Annotated in this window: 17 protein-coding genes and 2 pseudogenes; 10 read left to right on the top strand and 9 right to left on the bottom strand. The window is 68.8% G+C overall.

Features of this window, described 5'->3' with window-relative positions; all coding sequences use genetic code 11:
* Both DIE21_RS12770 and DIE21_RS12765 read right to left on the bottom strand, forming a co-directional pair.
* A pseudogene (locus DIE21_RS12770) lies at positions 1–395 on the bottom strand (M23 family metallopeptidase); the annotation flags it as partial.
* A gap of 5 nt (positions 396–400) precedes the next feature.
* Positions 401–607 (bottom strand): DUF2345 domain-containing protein, encoded by a 207-nt coding sequence (locus DIE21_RS12765; RefSeq protein ID WP_260426704.1) that lies wholly within the window; start codon positions 605–607, stop codon positions 401–403.
* Between the two features lie 199 nt (positions 608–806).
* Between DIE21_RS12765 and DIE21_RS12760 the strand changes: the two are divergent.
* Positions 807–1001: pseudogene (locus tag DIE21_RS12760) on the top strand (SDR family oxidoreductase); the annotation flags it as partial.
* Positions 1002–1055: 54 nt separating this feature from the next.
* On the opposite strand, the gene DIE21_RS12755 reads toward DIE21_RS12760, so the two are convergent.
* The 5 genes from DIE21_RS12755 to DIE21_RS12735 all read right to left on the bottom strand — a co-directional run bounded on the left by DIE21_RS12755 (position 1056) and on the right by DIE21_RS12735 (position 6256).
* On the bottom strand, positions 1056–1430 hold the full coding sequence (locus DIE21_RS12755) for a hypothetical protein (RefSeq protein WP_124498048.1): 375 nt from the start codon (positions 1428–1430) through the stop codon (positions 1056–1058).
* A gap of 223 nt (positions 1431–1653) precedes the next feature.
* Entirely contained in the window at positions 1654–2724 is a 1071-nt protein-coding gene (locus tag DIE21_RS12750; protein ID WP_124498047.1) for an AI-2E family transporter, read from the bottom strand.
* A gap of 161 nt (positions 2725–2885) precedes the next feature.
* On the bottom strand, positions 2886–3995 hold the full coding sequence (locus tag DIE21_RS12745) for an NADH:flavin oxidoreductase/NADH oxidase (RefSeq protein ID WP_124498046.1): 1110 nt from the start codon (positions 3993–3995) through the stop codon (positions 2886–2888).
* Between the two features lie 144 nt (positions 3996–4139).
* Complete coding sequence (locus DIE21_RS12740) at positions 4140–4826, bottom strand: type 1 glutamine amidotransferase domain-containing protein (protein ID WP_124498045.1); 687 nt, start codon at positions 4824–4826, stop codon at positions 4140–4142.
* Between the two features lie 416 nt (positions 4827–5242).
* On the bottom strand, positions 5243–6256 hold the full coding sequence (locus tag DIE21_RS12735; protein ID WP_124498044.1) for a substrate-binding domain-containing protein: 1014 nt from the start codon (positions 6254–6256) through the stop codon (positions 5243–5245).
* 187 nt (positions 6257–6443) lie between these two features.
* Here DIE21_RS12735 and DIE21_RS12730 point away from each other — a divergent pair, with 187 nt between their 5' ends.
* Together DIE21_RS12730 and DIE21_RS12725 are read left to right on the top strand one after the other, a co-directional pair.
* Entirely contained in the window at positions 6444–8021 is a 1578-nt protein-coding gene (locus tag DIE21_RS12730; RefSeq protein ID WP_124498043.1) for a glycoside hydrolase family 68 protein, read from the top strand.
* 154 nt (positions 8022–8175) lie between these two features.
* On the top strand, positions 8176–9828 hold the full coding sequence (locus tag DIE21_RS12725; protein WP_124498042.1) for a glycoside hydrolase family 32 protein: 1653 nt from the start codon (positions 8176–8178) through the stop codon (positions 9826–9828).
* A gap of 71 nt (positions 9829–9899) precedes the next feature.
* Here the strand turns inward: DIE21_RS12725 and DIE21_RS12720 are convergent, their stop codons facing one another.
* Both DIE21_RS12720 and DIE21_RS12715 read right to left on the bottom strand, forming a co-directional pair.
* A complete protein-coding gene (locus DIE21_RS12720; RefSeq protein ID WP_124498041.1) occupies positions 9900–10649 on the bottom strand; it encodes an SDR family oxidoreductase in 750 nt (249 codons plus the stop codon).
* A 145-nt stretch (positions 10650–10794) separates the two neighbouring features.
* The gene (locus DIE21_RS12715; RefSeq protein ID WP_124498040.1) at positions 10795–11712 is read right to left on the bottom strand and encodes a LysR family transcriptional regulator; all 918 of its coding nucleotides are present in this window, start codon (positions 11710–11712) and stop codon (positions 10795–10797) included.
* A gap of 292 nt (positions 11713–12004) precedes the next feature.
* Between DIE21_RS12715 and DIE21_RS12710 the strand changes: the two genes are divergently transcribed.
* The 7 genes from DIE21_RS12710 to DIE21_RS12680 all read left to right on the top strand — a co-directional run bounded on the left by DIE21_RS12710 (position 12005) and on the right by DIE21_RS12680 (position 18536).
* Complete coding sequence (locus tag DIE21_RS12710) at positions 12005–13489, top strand: PLP-dependent aminotransferase family protein (RefSeq protein ID WP_124498039.1); 1485 nt, start codon at positions 12005–12007, stop codon at positions 13487–13489.
* Positions 13490–13584: 95 nt separating this feature from the next.
* Positions 13585–14022 (top strand): carboxymuconolactone decarboxylase family protein, encoded by a 438-nt coding sequence (locus DIE21_RS12705; RefSeq protein ID WP_124498038.1) that lies wholly within the window; start codon positions 13585–13587, stop codon positions 14020–14022.
* A 10-nt stretch (positions 14023–14032) separates the two neighbouring features.
* Positions 14033–14461: a cupin domain-containing protein gene (locus DIE21_RS12700; RefSeq protein ID WP_185642765.1), complete on the top strand. Its 429-nt coding sequence runs from the start codon at positions 14033–14035 to the stop codon at positions 14459–14461.
* Between the two features lie 295 nt (positions 14462–14756).
* The gene (locus DIE21_RS12695; protein WP_124498059.1) at positions 14757–15455 is read left to right on the top strand and encodes a TetR/AcrR family transcriptional regulator; all 699 of its coding nucleotides are present in this window, start codon (positions 14757–14759) and stop codon (positions 15453–15455) included.
* The gene (locus DIE21_RS12690; RefSeq protein WP_124498037.1) at positions 15452–16417 is read left to right on the top strand and encodes an HlyD family secretion protein; all 966 of its coding nucleotides are present in this window, start codon (positions 15452–15454) and stop codon (positions 16415–16417) included. Before DIE21_RS12695 ends, DIE21_RS12690 begins: the two co-directional genes overlap by 4 nt.
* Positions 16414–17385, top strand: a complete 972-nt coding sequence (locus DIE21_RS12685) for an ABC transporter ATP-binding protein (RefSeq protein ID WP_124498036.1) — start codon at positions 16414–16416, stop codon at positions 17383–17385. Before DIE21_RS12690 ends, DIE21_RS12685 begins: the two co-directional genes overlap by 4 nt.
* Positions 17382–18536 carry an ABC transporter permease gene (locus DIE21_RS12680; RefSeq protein ID WP_124498035.1) on the top strand — a complete coding sequence of 385 codons (1155 nt, stop codon included), beginning with the start codon at positions 17382–17384 and terminating at the stop codon, positions 18534–18536. Before DIE21_RS12685 ends, DIE21_RS12680 begins: the two co-directional genes overlap by 4 nt.
* Positions 18537–18538 lie beyond the last annotated feature (2 nt).

Genomic DNA, 18538 nt, shown 5'->3' with positions numbered 1-18538 from the left:
CGCAGGAACTCAGGCATATCCTTGGCGTTCGCACTGTGCTGCAGATACTCCGCCAGCGGCAGCAGATGCATGTAGAGTGAATAAAACGTCAGCGTGCGGCCTTCTCCAGTCTCGGTCGTATGCTTGAGCAACACAAATCCCGTATGGCTCACGCCGCCGTCAATCCCATGCTGACAGACGCGATAGGCGACGACCTCGCCGTCGGCAATCGCGTGCACCTTGCCCTTCGTATCGGGCTGAAGATGCACGCCGCAATGCCAGCGGCGATCGAAGGCAATCGGATAGACGCCGTGGTCGCATTCGAACTTGTCTACCGCATCCATCATCGGATCGGGGTTCATCCCGGTCGGGGCCGCAAGACCGGCTTCGGGCAGAAACGGGGGGCTGATGATCATGATCGTTACTGTGTGTGGCTGTATTTGGCGCTGGGCTGGTAGTCGCTCACCGGCAGTTGCGGCAGGCTGATGGACGTCTTGCCGGGCCCTTCGAACGTGAACGAAGCCGCCCGGATACGGAATTCACCCCGACAGTTGAAGACGACATTGCCGTTCTCGATGGTCATCGATGCGCCGCCGCTGGTCACCACCGCACTAGTTTTGGCGTTCACGAGCACATCCATATCGGGAAAACCGTGCCGTCGGATGTTCGCGAGTGAAACACACCGGCAGAGAAACGCCTATGGGCCGGACGCCGATATGACGCGACGCTCCCATGCCGTCCGCGAGCAGCCGGTCATACGTATATGGGCAATTGTTATAGAAGGTTTCAGAATGATCGCGGCCACCGCAAAGCGGTGGCCGCGGCACGCGGGATCAAACGCGAAGTCTGTAGACGCGTCGATGGATTTCATGCGCAGCGTGCACGCGACGTCGATCATCCGGCGGCCGGCGCAGCGGAAGGAAATCGCGAATCTGGTGGTGTACGTATGCTCGCCGCAGGCTTCGGCGACGACGGGCGCGGCGCTGCGCGCCGACGGCGGCGTGCTCGACACGATCGCTTGACGGCGCGGATGGCCCGGACGACGGGCACGGCAGCCGCGGCGGCCCGCCGCCGCGCTATCGGGACGCGCTCTTGCCCGGCTGGAGCGTGCCCTTGCGGTCGGCGTCCATGCAGGTATCGAAGCCGTGTTGCGTGACGGCACCGGCGTTGTCGAACACGACGAAGAAAGTACGGTGATCGTTGCCGTGCTCGATGAAGTAGTTGTAGCAGACGCCGCTGCCGTTGCGGACCATCCACACGCTGCGCGGGTTGCCGCCGGCACGGACGACGTCGGCGCGCGTCGCGCCGTGCCGCGACGCGGCCCTCGCCAGCGGCGTGCGCGAATACGAGAACGGCAGCCACGAGTCGAACCACGCGCAGCCATGCAGCATCAGGCAGCTGGCGGCCAGGGACAGCGTCACGGCGGGGCGGGACATCGGAATCAATCGCATGCTTGGTGAAATCTGCTGCGCCATGCCGGCGTGATCGAAAGCCCCATGCTACTAGACCTTTGGGTCCGGATCGAAAAGAAATGTAGAGACTTGTGTCCGACGCCCTGCTCTACGCAATCCGCCACCCGCCCGATCGTCGCGAACCGTTGCAGCCCCGTGCGGGCCCGCACACGCGTCAATGGCGCCGCGCCGATGTTCCGAATCGGCGAAACGCGCATGGCCGTCAAGCGACCCATTCGGTCCACAGCATCGTCAGCACGGTCATCAGCGCCGGGCCGACGAACAACCCGATCAGGCCGAACGTCTCCGCGCCGCCGAGGATACCGAACAGCACGAGCAGGAACGGCAGGCGGGTCGAGCTGCCGATCAACACCGGCCGCACGAAATGCTCGGCGACGAACACGACCACGAAGCCGAGCACCAGCACCACGACGGCCCACGCGGTCGCGCCCTGCACGAACAGCCACAGCGCCGCGCCGCAGAACACGATCGGCGCGCAGAACGGCAGCATCGCGGCGACGGCCGTGACGAGACCGAGCAGCGCCGCATGCGGGACGCCCGCGAGCGCGTACGCGACGCCGAGCAAGGCGCCCTCGCCCAACCCGACGACGACCAGCCCCGTCACCGTGCCGTACACGGCCGCGACCATCCGTTCGATCAGATCCGCGCCGCCGCGGCCGAACGCGCGCCCTGCGCCCTGCAGCAACGCGCCCGACAACTTGTGGCCGGCCCGCATGATCACGAACAGCGTGACCAGCATGAAGCCGAACTCGAACAGCGCATGCGCGAGCTTCGTGCCGAACTGCCGGCCGAACGCGATGAACTTCTCGCCGCTCGCGCCATGCATCGCGGTGCCCGCGTGCAGCGGATGACCGAGATTGGCCTGCCACCACTCGGTGACCTGCGCGGCACCGTACGGCAACCGGCTGACGACGTCCGGCAGCGGAATGCCGTTGTCCTGGATCGATTGCAGCCAGATGCGCAGGTCGTGCGCCTGCGCGATCGCCTGCCCCAGCGCGATCGCGACCGGCAGCACGACCAGCAGCGACACGCTCGCGGTGATCGCGGTCGCGATCAGGGTCGGCCGGTCGCGAAACCAGCGACGGGATTCGAAGCGTTTCAGCAACGGCCACAACGCGATCGCAATCACGCATGCCCACGCGACGGCGGGAAGGAAATCGCGGATCACCCACAGCGCGAGCACCAGCAGCGCCGCATACAGCACGGCGCGGGCGATCTGCTGCGCGCGCGGCCGCACGGCGGAATCCTGGGAGGGCGAGACATGTGCGCGCATGGCACCTCGGTCGAAATGAAAAAATGGCGGTTCGTGCAGGCCGGAAACCTGTACGAACCGCCATTCTATCCATCGGCGCCGCAACGGCATGCGCACGCACTGCCAAGCATCGTCAAATCCATGCCGCGAACGCGGCACCGCCGTGCGGTGCAACGCGTGGCTCAGGCCACCTTGTCGGCGACGCGGTAGCGTTCGAGCCAGTGCGCGTACGGCGCGGGCAGCGTCCACGACGGACGCTCGACACCGAGCTGCTTGGCCGCGTAGTACGGCCAGTGCGGATCGGCCAGATGCGCGCGGCCGACCATCACGAGGTCGAGCTGCTGTTCGGCGACGACGCGCTCGGCCAGTTGCGGCGTATCGATCCCCCACGCGGACGACACCGGCAGGCCAGCCTCGCGGCGCACGCGTTCCGCGATCGGCGCGAGCAACGCCGGGCCCCACGGAATCCGCGCTTCAGGCGTCGAAAAGCCGACCGACACGCTCAGCATGTCGAGGCCTTCCTGCTTCATCCGCTGTGTGAGCGCGATCGATTCGGCCAGCGTTTCTTCATCGCGGCCGTCGTATTCGAGCACGCCGAGGCGCGCGGTCAGCGGCAGGTGCTCCGGCCAGACCTGACGGACGGCCTTCAGCGTATCGACAAGGAACCGGCCGCGGTTTTCCGCCGAACCGCCGTACTCGTCGTCGCGCTGGTTCGAATGCACGGAGAAAAAGCTCTGGCCGAGATAGCCGTGCGCGAAGTGCAGTTCGAGCCATTCGAAGCCGAGGTCGCGGGCGCGCTTCGCCGACGCGACGAAGTCGGCCTGCACGCGGGCGATGTCGTCGTGCGTCATCGCGCGCGGCGTCTTCGGCAGGTGCGCGCCGAACGGTACCGCCGACGGTGCGATGGTCTGCCAGCCGCGCGGGTCGCCGTCGGCGATATGGTCGTCGCCTTCCCACGGACGGTTCGCGCTCGCCTTGCGGCCCGCATGCGCGATCTGGATGCCCGGCACGGAACCGGCCGCCTTGATCGCCGCGACCGACGGCGCGAACGCCTCGGCCTGCGCGTCGGTCCACAGCCCGGCGCAGCCCGGCGTGATGCGGCCTTCCGGCGACACGGCCGTCGCCTCCGCGATCACGAGGCCCGCGCCGCCGCGCGCGATGCCGGCCAGATGCACGTGATGCCAGTCGTTGACGACGCCGTCTTCGGCGACATACTGGCACATCGGCGGCACCGCGATGCGGTTGCGCAGCGTGACGTCCTTGAGTTTGAACGGTTCGAACAGGGCAGACATCCACCACTCCTTTGCTTGGTTCTGCGAAACGACGGGATGACCCGCCGTGCGGTGTGCACGGCGAAACGATTCGGATCGGCGCCGGACGGGTCGCGCCCGACGACGGAAACGGCCTGGCGCCGGTCGTGCCGGCGCCGGGGCGGCTTACTGACGGCCGAGCTTCGCGAGCAGCGCCGCGGCCGCGGGCTCCGACGACGCGGGGTTCTGCCCCGTGATCAGCAGCCCGTCGGTGACGACATGCGGCGCCCAGTCGGCGCTGCGCTCGAACTGCGCGCCGTTGGTCTTCAGCATGTCCTCGACGAGGAACGGCACCACTTCCGTCAGCTCGACGGCCGCTTCCTCGCTGTTGGTGAAGCCCGTCACGCGCTTGCCGCGCACGACCGACTCGCCGGTGTTCGGCTCCTTCACGTGGCGCAGCACGCCCGGCGCGTGGCACACGGCCGCGACCGGCTTGCCGGCCGACAGCGCGCGCTCGATCAGGCCGATCGAATGCAGATCCTCGGCGAGATCCCACAGCGGGCCATGTCCGCCCGGATAGAACACCGCGTCGTACTCGTCGACCGACACGTCGGCGAGCTTGCGCGTGGCGGCGAGCTCGGCCTTGGCGGCCGGATCCGCGTCGAAGCGGCGCGTCGCGTCGGTTTGCGCGGCCGGATCGCTGCTTTTCGGGTCGAGCGGCGGCTGGCCGCCCTTCGGCGACGCGAGCGTCAGTTCGACGCCCGCATCCTTGAACGCGTAGTACGGCGCGGCCAGTTCCTCGAGCCAGAAGCCGGTTTTCTTGCCGGTGTCGCCGAGCGTGTCGTGCGAGGTCAGGACAACCAGAATCTTCATGATCAGACACTCCTTCGAAATGGGGGAACGGGCCGCGTCGCGGGCGGCAGCCAGCGTGACGCACGCCGCGTGCCGGCGACGACGACGCGCCTGCCGGTTAGTCCGCTGGCACGCGTCAACGTGCCGGCCACGGATCGAAAATGTTGCTCGCGCCTATTAGACCAGTCGTCTAGAAGACGCTCGAAAAAAAGACGACGTCTCCTGCACGACCAGCATGGCGGCGCGAGATGGCATTTTCGCGTCCGGGTTGCGCGTCAGGAGCGGCGTCGCATTCATTGAGACCGGATGATATCCCCGGATTAGACCGGTCGTCTAGTGACGCCGCATTCGGCCCTGTCGGCGTCATGGCTTTTGCGGCGGCGGCGCGCCGCGCAACGTTCGTCGCCGCTCGCGCTCCGTTCGCGCCACCGCATCGGCTAGCCGTGCGGCGGTCCGTCCGTATCGCCGGCCTCGATCACCGGCATTTCGAGCCGCTGGCCGCGCGCGCCGTCCGCGAGCAGCCCCAGCATCAAGTCCGCCAGCGCACGTCCGGTCGCGTGTCCGGTCGGCTGCACCACTGCCGTCACCCGGTACGGATGCGCAACGTCCGACGGCACGCCGTCATAGACGATCAACGAGATGTCCCGCCCCAGGCGCAAGCCGCTGTCGACCAGCGCGCGGAACGCGCCGCCGCCCGCGATATTGTTGTCGACGAGCAGCGCCGTCGGCCGTTCGGCCCGCGCGAGCAGCGCCTGCGCGCCCTGCTGTCCGCCGTCGCACGTAAACGGACACTCGACCAGCAGCGCCGGATCGGGTTCGATGCCGGCTTCGCGCAGCGCCGCGAGATAGCCGGCGCGACGCTGCATCGCGAAATTGAGCGACAGCGGCGCACTGATCATCGCGATGCGGCGATGACCGAAGCCGATCAGGCGCCGCACGGCATCGCGTGCGCCCGCCTCGTTGTCGAAATCGAACCATGCGTAAGGCTCGGCGGCCTGCGTGCGGCCATACGCGACGTATGGAAACGCGCTCGACCGCAGGTACGCGAGGCGCGGATCGTCGACCTGCGTGCGCGCGACGATCAGCCCGTCGACGAGCTTGCCGTCGACGAGCCGTCGATACGTGTCCAGCTCGGCGTTCGGCCGCGCGGCCGCGATGATGAAGTCGAGATTGCGTTCGGCGAGCCGCTCGGTGATGCCCGCGACGACTTCGCCGAAGCGCGGATCACCGAGATCGCCCACGCCGAACGGATACACGATGCCGATCGCATCCGAGCGCCCCGTCGCCAGCCGCCGCGCGGTCGGATCCGCGACATAGCCGAGTTCGCGCGCGGCCTTCATCACGCGCTCGCGGGTCGCCTCGCTCACGTCGTCATAGCCGTTCAGCGCGCGGCTGACCGTCGTGCGCGACAGCCCGAGCGCGTCCGACAACGCCTTCAGATTCACCTTCACGTCGCTCCTCGCATTGTGTTTTCCATCGGTCCATGCCGTTTTGAGGCAATTATTTCCGAATGGTAGTTATTACCGTCAAATATTTATCTTTTGACGTCCAAACCGGTTTGAAATAGCATCCAAACCGGTTTGGATGTCGACACCACTTCAGCCGTTCCTTTTCACCGTCAATGGAAACAACGCCGAGATGACCTATTTTCCTTTTTGCCGTTCGACCGCGGCCAAACGTTTGCTGTTCGCCGGCGCCGCACTGGCCGCCTTCGCGTCCGCTTCGCATGCGCAGACCGCCGGCGCTCCCACGCCGACGCCTCACACGCAGCAGGCATACGACCCCGAAGGCAACTTCACGATGCGCTGGACCCGCGCGGACATCCGTCAGATCGTCGCGCAGTCGCACACGGCCGGCGCCGACAAGAATTCGCTGCCGCAAGCGCTGACGATGCCCGACATCCCGCAGGATTTCCCGCTGATCAACTCGAACGTGTGGGTGTGGGACACCTGGCCGCTGGCCGACCTGCGCGCGAACCAGCTCAGCTACAAGGGCTGGGAAGTGATCTTCTCGCTCACCGCCGATCCGCACGCGGGCTACACGTTCGATGACCGCCACGTCCACGCGCGCATCGGCTTCTTCTATCGCCGCGCCGGCATTCCCGCGTCGCAGCGGCCCGCGAACGGCGGCTGGACCTGGGGCGGCCATCTGTTCCCGGACGGCGCGAGCGCCAAGGTGTTCGGCACGTCGCCGATGACCAACAACGCCGAATGGTCGGGCTCGGCGCGCCTCACGCACGGCGACAACGTCAGCCTCTACTACACCGCGACGTCGTTCAACCGCTCGGCGCCGGGCGGGGCCGACATCACGGCGCCGCAGGCGATCATCACGCGCGCCGACGGCCACATCCAGGCCGACGACAAGCACGTGTGGTTCACCGGCTTCGACAATCACAAGGCGCTGCTGCAGCCGGACGGCAACTACTACCAGAGCGGCCAGCAGAACACCTACTTCTCGTTCCGCGATCCGTTCGTGTTCACCGATCCCGCGCATCCGGGCAAGACCTACATGGTGTTCGAAGGCAACACGGGCGGCCAGCGCGGCGCCCGGACCTGTACCGAGGCCGACCTCGGCTACGCGCCGAACGATCCGTACAAGGAAGACCTCAACGCCGTGATGAACTCGGGCGCAGTGTATCAAAAGGCCAACGTCGGCCTGGCGGTCGCGACGAACCCGCAGCTCACCGAATGGAAGTTCCTGCCGCCGATCCTGTCGGCGAACTGCGTCGACGACCAGACCGAGCGCCCGCAGATCTACCTGAAGGACGGCAAGTACTACCTGTTCACGATCAGCCACCGCACGACGATGGCGGCCGGTGTCGACGGCCCGGACGGCGTGTACGGCTTCGTCGGCAACGGCATCCGCAGCGACTTCCTGCCGCTGAACGGCGGCAGCGGCCTCGTGCTCGGCAACCCGACCGACTTCTCCGCACCGGCCGGGGCGCCGTATTCGCAGGACCCGAACCAGAACCCGCGCGAGTTCCAGTCGTATTCGCACTTCGTGATGCCGGGCGGGCTCGTCGAGTCGTTCATCGATGCGATCGGCCCGCGCCGCGGCGGCACGCTCGCGCCGACGGTGAAGGTCAACATCAACGGCACGTCGACCACGGTCGACCGCACCTACGGGCGCGGCGGCCTCGGCGGTTACGGCGACATCCCGTCGAACCTGCCGGCAACGGGCGCCGGTCACAACGACGGCCCGGGCACCCGGCCGTAACGGCCGTGGCCGCGTAGCCGGCCGGTTCAGCAGGCGCGCATCGCGCGTGTCGCGTGTGCGCCTGTCCCTTTTGTTCCGCAGACCGCGCATGCCGCCGTTGTTCGCGGCATGCGCCCATTTTTCCCGCTTCGCGCAGCGGAGCACGGAACCCCGCATGAGATCGACGTTTTTCCGCTTTTCCTTCCGGCTCGCCGGGATGCTGCTCGCCGGTGCGGCCGGCATGCAGACCGCACACGCGGCTTGCGCCGCATCGCCCGCGAGCGCGAGCGCGACGCCGCAATGGCGCCCCGCCATCCATTACACGCCGCAACGCAACTGGATGAACGACCCGAACGGCCTCGTTTACGAAAACGGCCGCTATCACCTGTTCTACCAGTACAACCCGCTCGGCCACGACTGGGGCAACATGTCGTGGGGCCATGCGGCCAGCACCGACCTCGTCCACTGGCGCGAGCAGCCCGTCGCGATGCGCGCGAATGCCACGGAGGAAATCTTCTCCGGCTCGATCGTCGCCGACACGCACAACACGTCCGGCCTCGGCGCGCCGGGCGCAACGCCGCTCGTCGCGCTTTATACGAGCGTCTACAAGGCCGGTTCCGGTCACGCACCCGGCACGCAGGCGCAGTCGCTCGCGTACAGCCTCGACCACGGCGCGACGTGGCAGCCCTACGCGCACAATCCGGTGCTCACGCTCGATCCGGAATCGAAGCAGTTCCGCGACCCGAAGGTGTCGTGGTATGCGCCGGGACGCTACTGGCTGATGACGACCGTCGTCGCCGACGCGCAGGTCGTGAAGCTCTACCGTTCCGACGACCTGATCCACTGGTCGTTCCTGAGCGACTTCACGCTGCCGGCCGTGCCCCATGCGGGCGTGCTGTGGGAAATGCCCGACCTCGTGCCGCTGCCCGTCGACGACGATCCCCGGCACATCAAGTGGGTGATGATCGTCAACGTCAACCCGTGGTCGATCGCCGGCGGTTCCGGCGCGATGTATTTCGTCGGCGACTTCGATGGCCGCACGTTCGTGCCCGATCGCGTCGCGCCGGCCGGTTCCGATCCCGCGCAATTCCGCTGGGTCGATCATGGCGCCGACTTCTATGCGGCCGGGACGTTCTCCGGCGCGCCGGGCGCGCGCCCTGTCGCGATTGCATGGATGAGCAACTGGGACTATGCGGCGAAAGTGCCGACGGCACCCTGGCGCGGCGCGACGGCGTTGCCGCGCGAACTTGCGCTGAAGACGATCGGCGGCGAACCGACGCTCGTCGCGACGCCGGCCGCTGCGTTCGATGCGTGGGCCGACACACGGCCCGCCGTGCATGAAGGCGACCTGAACGTCGAATCCGCCACGCGCGCGCTGTCGGCCGCGACGCGCGGGGTCGTGCAGCGCATCACGGTGACGATCACGCCGCGGGGCGCGGCCCGCGCGGGCTTGATCGTCCGCGGCTCGGCGGACGGCGCGATCGGCACCCGGATCGTGTACGACACCGCGCGGCGCACGCTGACGCTCGACCGCTCCCGATCCGGCACGACGGATTTCGCCGGCACGTTCAGCCGCGAGCACATCGTCGATCTGCCGCTCGAGCACGGACGCTTGCAGCTCGAGATCGTCGTCGATCGCGGCTCGGTCGAAGTGTTCGCGAACGGCGGTCGCGTCGCGCTCACGGACCTGATCTTTCCGCCGCTCGATGCGGACCGCGTCGCCGTGTTCGCCGAGCAGGGAAGCGCGACGTTCTCGGGGCTGACGGTGACCCGGCTCCACGCGCGCGATCGGGCCGACGAGACCCGTGACGCCTGTGCATCGCGCTAGCCATGTGATCCGACGGCGGGGCCGCGCCACCCGACATCGCGTCATGTGGTGCCGCCCCGCCGGGTTCGCGCTCAGAGCAAGCCCATTCCACCCGATGCGATGATTTCCGCGCCGACGATGAACGCGGACTCGGGCGCGCTCAGGTGCAGCACCGTCGACGCGATTTCGTCCGGCGTGCCGAACCGGCCGATCGGGACGAGGCCCTTGATCTTGTCGGCCGTCTCGTCGAGCGTCGCGGCATCGAGGCCGAGCTTGCCGTACAGCGGCGTCTGGACCGGCCCGGGGCTCACCACGTTCACCCGCACGCCGTGCGCCAGCAGTTCCGTCGACAGCGTCTTCGCGAACGAATTGACGGCCGCCTTGCTCGCCGCATACACGGACGAACCCGGCATCCCGATGTGCGCGTTGATCGAACCGTTGATCACGATCGACGCACCGCGGTTCAGCAGCGGGACGAGCGCCTGGATCTGGAAGTACGCGCCCTTCACGTTGGTGTTGAACACGAGGTCCCACATCGCCTCGTCGCTATCCGCGAACGGCGCGAGTTTCGCGACGCCCGCATTGATGAACACGGCGTCGAGCCGCGCGCCGGACGCTTCGATCGCGTCCGCCAGCGCCCGCGCCGACGCGACGCTGCCGGCCTCGTTGCGGATCGCGAGCGCGCCGTCGCCGAGCGTCTCGCGCGCGGCGGCGAGCGTCTGCTCGTCGCGGCCGGTGATGATGACCCGCGCGCCTTCGGCCGCGAATGCCCGTGCGGCCGCCAGGCCGATGCCGCTGTTGCCGCCCGTGACGAGTACCGTCTTTCCTTCGAAGCGTTGCATGATGTTCTCCTGTGAACCGGTGAGTTGACCGTGAACACAGGATGCGCGCGGCGCCCGGCGTTGCCGTACGGCCGGCGCGGCAGACATGTTCGAAATCTTCGAACGTGTTTGCCGGCGGCCGGTCCGTCGCGTGCCCGCCTGCCCCTCAGCCCGACACGTCGATCCCGTCGAGCAGGCGCTGCGCGAGCCGCGGTTCGCGCAGTTGCTCCAGCCACCATTGCAGCGCGCGGCCGTCGCGCTCGCCGCGCCAGGCGACATACAGCACGTTCGGTTCGCGCGGGTCGGCCGTTTCCTTCTCCACGAGCTCGCCGCGCGCGAGCAACGACGCGACCCGCCGGCGCGGCACCCAGCCGACGCCGAGCCCGTCGCGCTGCGCGAGGATCTTCGCGCGCATCGACGGCACCGCGAGCACCGCCTGGCCGCCGAGCAATCCATACGCGCGGCCGACGGCCCGCCGCGACGAATCGGCGACGACGACCGCGCGGTGCGCGCCGATCGCGTCCCGGGTCAGCCGCTCGCCCGCCGACGCAAGCGCGTGGCGCGGCGACACCGCGAACACCCATTCCATCGCGCCGAGCTCGAACCACTTGAAGCCCGGAATCGCCGGCGGCTCGTTGGTCGCGCCGACGACCAGATCCGCGCGACCGTCGCGCAGCGCTTCCCAGGTGCCGCCGAGCACTTCGTGCGTGAAGCGCAGCGACACGCCCGAATCGAGCGTATCGAACGCGCGAACGACCGGCAACAGCGTGTCGAACTCCAGCACCTCGTCGCTGACGATCCACAGCCGGTCCTCCCAGCCGCTCGCGACCTGCCGCACGCGCTGCGTGAGCCGCGCGACGTCCAGCGCGAGGCGCGCCGCCTCGTCGGTCAGCAACTGGCCGGCCGGCGTGAGCTGCAGCCGGTAGCCGCGGCGGTCGAACAGCAGCGCGTCGAAGCGCGTTTCGAGCTGCCGCGCGGCGTGCGACACCGTCGACGGCGCCTTGCCGAGCCGCGCGGCCGCCCGCGACAGGCTGCCGGTGGTGCGGATCGCATCGAGCAGCGCGAGTTCGTCTTCGGACAGCATGAGGAGCACTCCGGTCGGGGATTGTGGTGGATCGTAAGGCAGCGGCGGGCGGTGGTCCAATCGAATGACGCCGTGCGCGGGGTGTGGTGGAGGCCGGGCCCGCCGGTATTCATCATGAAGCACGATCTCACGGATCCGGACGGGGCTTGCGGGCGGTGCTCATCGTTGCCGCCACGGCACGCGCCGTCCCGAGCCGCACGAAGCCGCTCGCGTGTTCCCGAAGGCCATTCAGGCAACGCACTTCCGGTATGCTGATCGGCATCAGATTCCGGCACCCGAGGTAACCACTGCGATGGACATCGCGATCCGCATCGAAGGCCGTCACGACCTGACCGGGCAAATCTTCCGGCAATTGCGCACCGCGATCATCGACGGGCGGCTCGAGGGCGGCGCCCGGCTGCCGTCGACGCGCGATCTCGCGAAGCAGCTCGGCGTGTCGCGCAAGACGACGCTTGATGCCTTCGAGCGTCTCGTCGCCGAGGGCTACCTGAACACGCGCGCAGGCGACGGCACGTTCGTCGCCGACGGCCTCGCGCGGGTTCCGCATGCGCCCGTCGCGTCGACACCGTCGCTCGTCGAGGACACGCCGCGCATCCACGCGGTCGATGCACGCGCCCTGTGGGACGACCTGCCGGACGCGCTCGCGATGCCCGCGCCGCAGGACGCGCCCGCCTTCGACTTCCGCGGCGGCGTGACCGACAAGACGCTGTTTCCGTTCGATGCGTGGCGCCGCTGCCTGCATCACGCATTGCGCCAGCAGGCGCGCGGCCCCGGCCAGTACCACGACCCGGCCGGCGATCCGCAGTTGCGCGGCGCGATCGCGCGCTACGTCGCGTTCAGCCGCGCGGTCGCGTGCGGCTGGGACGACGTGCTCGTCACGCAAGGCGCGCAACAGGCACTCGACCTGATCGCGCGCGTAGTCGTCCGGCCGGGCGACGTCGTCGCGGTCGAGAATCCCGGCTATCCGCCGGCCCGCGCGGCATTCGCATCGCTCGGGGCGACGGTGACCGGCGTGCCGGTCGATGCACACGGCCTCGTCACCGAGCGGCTGCCCGACGATGCACGGCTCGTCTACGTGACGCCGTCGCACCAGTTCCCGCTCGGGATGCCGATGACGCTGGACCGGCGCGTCGCGCTGCTCGAATGGGCGCAGCGCCGCCGCGCGGTGATCATCGAGGACGACTACGACGGCGAGTTCCGCTTCGAGGGCCGGCCGGTGGAGTCGCTGAAGAGCCTCGACCGCACGGGCCTCGTCGCGTACGTCGGCACGTTCTCGAAGACGATCTTTCCGGAACTGCGGATCGGCTACGCGATTCCGCCGCGCGCGCTGCGCGGCGCGCTCGCCAAGGCAAAGCAGATCGTCGACTGGCACACCTGCACGCTGACGCAGGCGGCGCTCGCGCGCTTCATGCTCGAAGGCGATTTCGCGCGGCACCTGCGGCGCGTGCGGAAGCACTACGACGCGCGCCGCACGATGCTGCTCGCCCATCTGCGCGGCGGACTCGCGCCGTGGTTCGAACCGATCGTGCCGACCGCCGGCATCCACCTCGCCGCGCACCTGAAACCGGGGCTCGACGAAGCCGCGCTGGTCCGCGCCGCCCGTCAGCACGACATCGGCCTGTACGGAATCTCGGCGTTCCACGTCGGCTCGGCGGCGCGCGCGGGGCTACTGTTCGGCTATGGCGGGATCGACGCGCTGCGCATCGACACCGCGCTCGCAAAACTGGCCGCGCTGCTGGATTCGGGCAGTTTCGGCAGCGCGCAGCTGGTTACCTGATTTTTCCCTGAATTGGCCATTCAAGCAGGCCAGTGGCACGCTTAAAGTGGGTCCTGTCGCGCCACCGTGCGCACCAACCGAAACAAGGACCCGCCATGCAACCGCGCCTGAACTTCTATACCGCCAGCCCGAACGCGATCAAGGTGATGCGCAACGCCGAGGAATTCATCGCGAAGAGCTCGATCGAGAAGCCGCTCGCCGAACTCGTCCGGCTGCGCGCGTCGCAGATCAACGGCTGTGCGTTCTGCGTCGACATGCACACCACCGACGCGCGCAAGGGCGGCGAGACCGATCGACGCCTGGCGACGGTGGTCGTCTGGCGCGAAACGCCGTTCTTCACCGACCGCGAACGCGCGGCGCTCGAATGGACCGAAGCGCTGACGCTGGTCGCCGACGACCACGTGCCCGATTCCGTCTGGGAAGCCGTGAAGCCGCACTTCAGCGACACGGAACTGTTCGAGCTGTCGATGCTGATCGCGACGATCAACACGTGGAACCGCTTCGCGATCGCGTTCCGCAAGATGCCCGAGTAAGGAGGCGGCGATGATGCATTCCCGCTCCAGGCGCCGCCGCGCGCTTCTTCGGTGCATGGCGCTCGCGCTCGGCGCCGCACTGCCGGCCGCCGTCCACGCACACGATGCCGGCGACAACGTGCACGCGATCATGCGGCAGGCCGTGCCCGAAGCGCCCGGCAAGCTCGTCGTCGTCGCGACCGTCGACTATGCGCCCGGCCAGGCGTCCGAGGCGCACCAGCACCTCGGTTCGGTGTTCGCGGTCGTGTCGAAAGGCGCCGTGCTGTCGCAGGTGAACGGCGGCCCGGTGCGCCGCTACCGCGCCGGCGAAGGCTGGTATGAGGCGCCCGGTTCGCGCCATCCGGTGTCGCGCAATGCGAGCGCGACCGAACCCGCGCAGCTCGTCGTGTTCGGGCTGACGGGCGAGCACGATCCGCTGAAATCGCCGATCGATCAGTGACGACGTTCAGGGGGCGTGCCGTGCCGGGCACGCGCCCGGGCGGCACGGCCCGGTTTCCCGGCCCGTGCCACGCGGCTTCCTCGCCGGTTTCGGGCGCCTCCGCTCCGCCGTTTTCTCCACCGTTTCCCCGCCGCTTCCTCATTAGCCGCTCCCTACATTCCGCCGCCGGCACACGGCCCTTCACCGCGCCGCCGCGCGCTCGTCCGCACCACCATTCGGCGCACGCTTGATCGCGATCAACGCGGGCGAAAACCCTTCCTTGAAATTAACTAACTCATCAATTAGCGTCATCCGCATGAACGCGAAATCCACCGTCGCCAGGCCGCGCGGGCGCCGCCCGTCGGTGGACGACTTCGACCTGCGCGATCACATGCTCGACGTTGCGATCCAGCTGTTCGCCGAGCGCGGCATCGCAGCGACGACGGTCGCACAGATCGCCGCGGCCGCCGGCGTCACGTCGGCGATGGTCCACTACTACTTCACGAATCGCGAGCAGCTGCTCGACGCGATCGTCGAGGAGCGGCTCGCGCAGGTCATCGCGTTCGTGTGGCGGCCGACCGCCCCGCAGGTCGAAAACGATCCGTTCGCGCTCGTCGCCGAACTCGTCGACCGCTTCTTCGACGTCACGCATCGGATGCCCTGGCTGCCGTCGATCTGGCTGCGCGAGATCGTCCATGAAGGCGGCCTGCTGCGCGAGCGGATGCTCCGGCGGATGCCGCTCGAGCATGTCGGGCGCTTCGCCGAGCGCATCCGCGCCGCGCAGCAGGCCGGCACGCTGAATCCCGCGCTCGAGCCCGCGTTCCTGTTCCATTCGATCATCGCGCTCGTGATGCTGCCGCTCGCGACCGCGAAGCTGTGGCAAAGCGCGCGCGGCCTGCCGCCGATCGATCGCGACGTGCTGCATCGCCACGTCCGCGCGCTGCTCGGCTCCGGCCTGCAACCGCCCGCCGCCGCGCCGGATGCTCGCGCGCGGCCGCGACGGAGGCCGTCGTGAACGCGGCCCGCCCGCTGCCGCTCGTGCTGGCCACCGCCGTCGCGCTGCTCGCCGGTTGCGGACGGCCCGCGGACGAGGTCCCGACCTACCAGGGCTATGTCGAAGGCGAATTCGTGTACCTGTCGTCGTCGCAGGCGGGCACGCTGACGCAACTGTCGGTCGAGCGCGGCCAGGCCGTCGCGGCCGGTACGCCGGCGTTCTCGCTCGAAGCCATCAACGAAACGGCTGCGCTGCAACAGGCGCAACATCAACTCGCGGCCGCACGCGCGCAGCTTGCCGACCTGCAGACCGGCAAGCGCCCGCCGGAAGTCGCGGTCACGCGGGCCCAGCTCGCGCAGGCCACCGCACAGGCCGCGCGGGCCGCCGCGCAACGCGCGCGCGACGAACGCCAGTACGCGGCCGGCGGCCTGTCGAAACAGCAGCTCGACGATTCGCGCACGTCCGCGCAGACCACCGCCGCGCAGGTACGCGAGTTGCAGAACCAGGTCGACGTCGCGCGCCTGCCGGGCCGCGCGCAGCAGGTGGCCGCCCAGGCCGCGCAGGTCGATGCCGCGCAGGCGGCAGTGGCCGAGGCGCAATGGAAGCTCGACCAGAAGCGCATCGCCGCGCCCGCCGCCGGGCGCGTGTACGACACGCTGTACCGCGTCGGCGAATGGGTGCAGGCCGGCAATCCGGTCGTGCAGATGCTGCCGCCGCAGAACCTGAAGGTGCGCTTCTTCGTGCCGGAGGCCGCCATTGCGTCGCTCGCCCCGGGGCGGGCGGTCGCCATCCACTGCGACGGCTGCGCGGCCGACGTGCCGGCGCGCATCACCTACGTGTCGCGCGAGGCCGAGTACACGCCGCCCGTGATCTACAGCAACGAAAGCCGGACCAAGCTCGTGTTCATGGTCGAGGCGCGCCCGGCGCTCGCCGACGCGCCGAAGCTGCATCCGGGCCAGCCCGTCGCCGTGAGGATGCGATGAACGCGCCGCCCGCTCCGTACGCGATCGACGTCGACCGCCTGAACAAGCGCTTCGGCGACAAGCACGTCGTGAAGGACGTCTCGCTGCGCGTCGCGCGCGGCGAGATCTTCGGCTTTCTCGGGCCGAACGGCAGCGGCAAGACCACATCGATCCGCATGATGTGCGGCCTGCTCACGCCCGACTCGGGCAGCGGCACCTGCCTCGGCTACGACATCGTGCGCGACAGCGCGCAGATCAAGCGGCGCGTCGGCTACATGACGCAGCGCTTCTCGTACTGGGAAGACCTGTCGATCCGCGAGAACCTCGACTTCGTCGCGCGCGTGTACGGGATGCCCGATCGCCGCGCGGCCGTCGCGCGCGCGCTCGACGGGCTCGGCCTCGCGAGCCGTGCCGACCAGCTCACCGGCGCGCTGTCCGGCGGCTGGAAGCAGCGCCTCGCGCTCGCCGCGTGCATGCTGCACGAGCCGGAGCTGCTGCTGCTCGACGAACCGACGGCCGGCGTCGATCCGGCCGCGCGCCGCGACTTCTGGGAAGAACTGCACCGGCTGGCCGCGCAAGGCATCTCGGTACTCGTCAGCACGCACTACATGGACGAAGCCGAGCGCTGCCACAAACTCGCGTACATCGCGTCCGGCGAGCTGCTCGCGCAGGGCACGTCGGCGGAGATCGTCGCGTCGCAGCACCTGTCGACGCGCACGGTCACCGGCGGGCACCTGACCGAACTGTCCGCGCGCTTGCGCACGATGCCGGGCGTCGACCAGACGGTCGTGTTCGGTTCCGCGCTGCACGTGAGCGGCCGCGATCGCGCGCTGCTCGACGCGACGCTCGCGCAGGTCGCGGCGCAAGCCGATGCGCAGACGGACGGTCACGCACCGCTGCAGGTCGCGCCGATCGACACCGGGCTCGAAGACGTCTTCATCTACATGATGGGCCGCGCGTCCCGGCCGCCCGGCGGAGCGGCGACATGAGCGCGTGGACGAGCCTGCGCGAGTCGTTCTCGGTCGCGCGCTGGTGGAGCATCGTGCTGAAGGAATTCCTGCAGCTGCGCCGCGACCGCGTGACGTTCGCGATGATCGTCGGCGTGCCGATCATCCAGCTCGCGCTGTTCGGCTTCGCGATCAACACCGATCCGAAGCACCTGCCGACCGCGGTGATCGTCGCCGACCCGAGCCCGTTCGCGCGCAGCTTCATCGCCGCGATGCGCAATTCCGCGTACTTCGACATCGTCGCGACGCTGCCCGACGAGGCGGCCGGCCGCCATGCGCTCGCACGCGGCGACGTGCAGTTCGTGCTGAGCGTGCCGGCCGATTTCTCGAGGCGGCTGCTGCGCGGCGAGCGTCCGTCGCTGCTCGTCGAGGCGGACGCGACCGATCCCGTCGCGACCGCGTCGGCGATCGGCGCGCTGCCGGGGCTCGTGAAGCCCGTCGCCGACAAGGACCTGATGGGCGCGCTCGCGCACCTGAACGGCCGCCCGGCCGCGTTCGACGTCGTGCTGCACCGCCTGTACAACCCCGAAGGCATCACGCAGTACAACGTCGTGCCGGGCCTGATGGGCGTGATCCTGACGATGACGATGGTGATGATGACGGGCCTCGCGATCACCCGCGAACGCGAGCGCGGCACGATGGAGAACCTGCTGGCGACGCCGGTGCGGCCGCTGGAGGTGATGACCGGCAAGATCGTCCCGTACGTGTTCATCGGGCTGATCCAGGTGTCGATCATTCTCGCCGCCGCGCGCTACGTGTTCGCGGTGCCGTTCGTCGGCAGCGTGTTCGCGATCTACCTGTCCGCGCTGCTCTTCATCGCCGCGAACCTGACGGTCGGCATCACGCTGTCGTCGCTTGCGCAGAACCAGTTGCAGGCGATGCAGCTCGCGGTGTTCTACTTCCTGCCGAACATCCTGCTGTCGGGCTTCATGTTTCCGTTCGCCGGGATGCCGAAGTGGGCGCAGATCATCGGCGACCTGCTGCCGCTCACCTACTTCAACCGCCTCGTGCGCGGCATCCTGCTGAAAGGCAACGGCTGGGCCGACCTGTGGCCGTCCGTGTGGCCCGTCGCGCTGTTCACGCTCGTCGTGATGGGCGTCGCGCTGCGCTTCTACCGGCGCACGCTCGACTAGGG

The organism is Burkholderia sp. Bp9140 (assembly GCF_003853425.1).
GTDB lineage: Bacteria > Pseudomonadota > Gammaproteobacteria > Burkholderiales > Burkholderiaceae > Burkholderia.
This window is presented reverse-complemented; position numbering and strand designations above follow the sequence as displayed.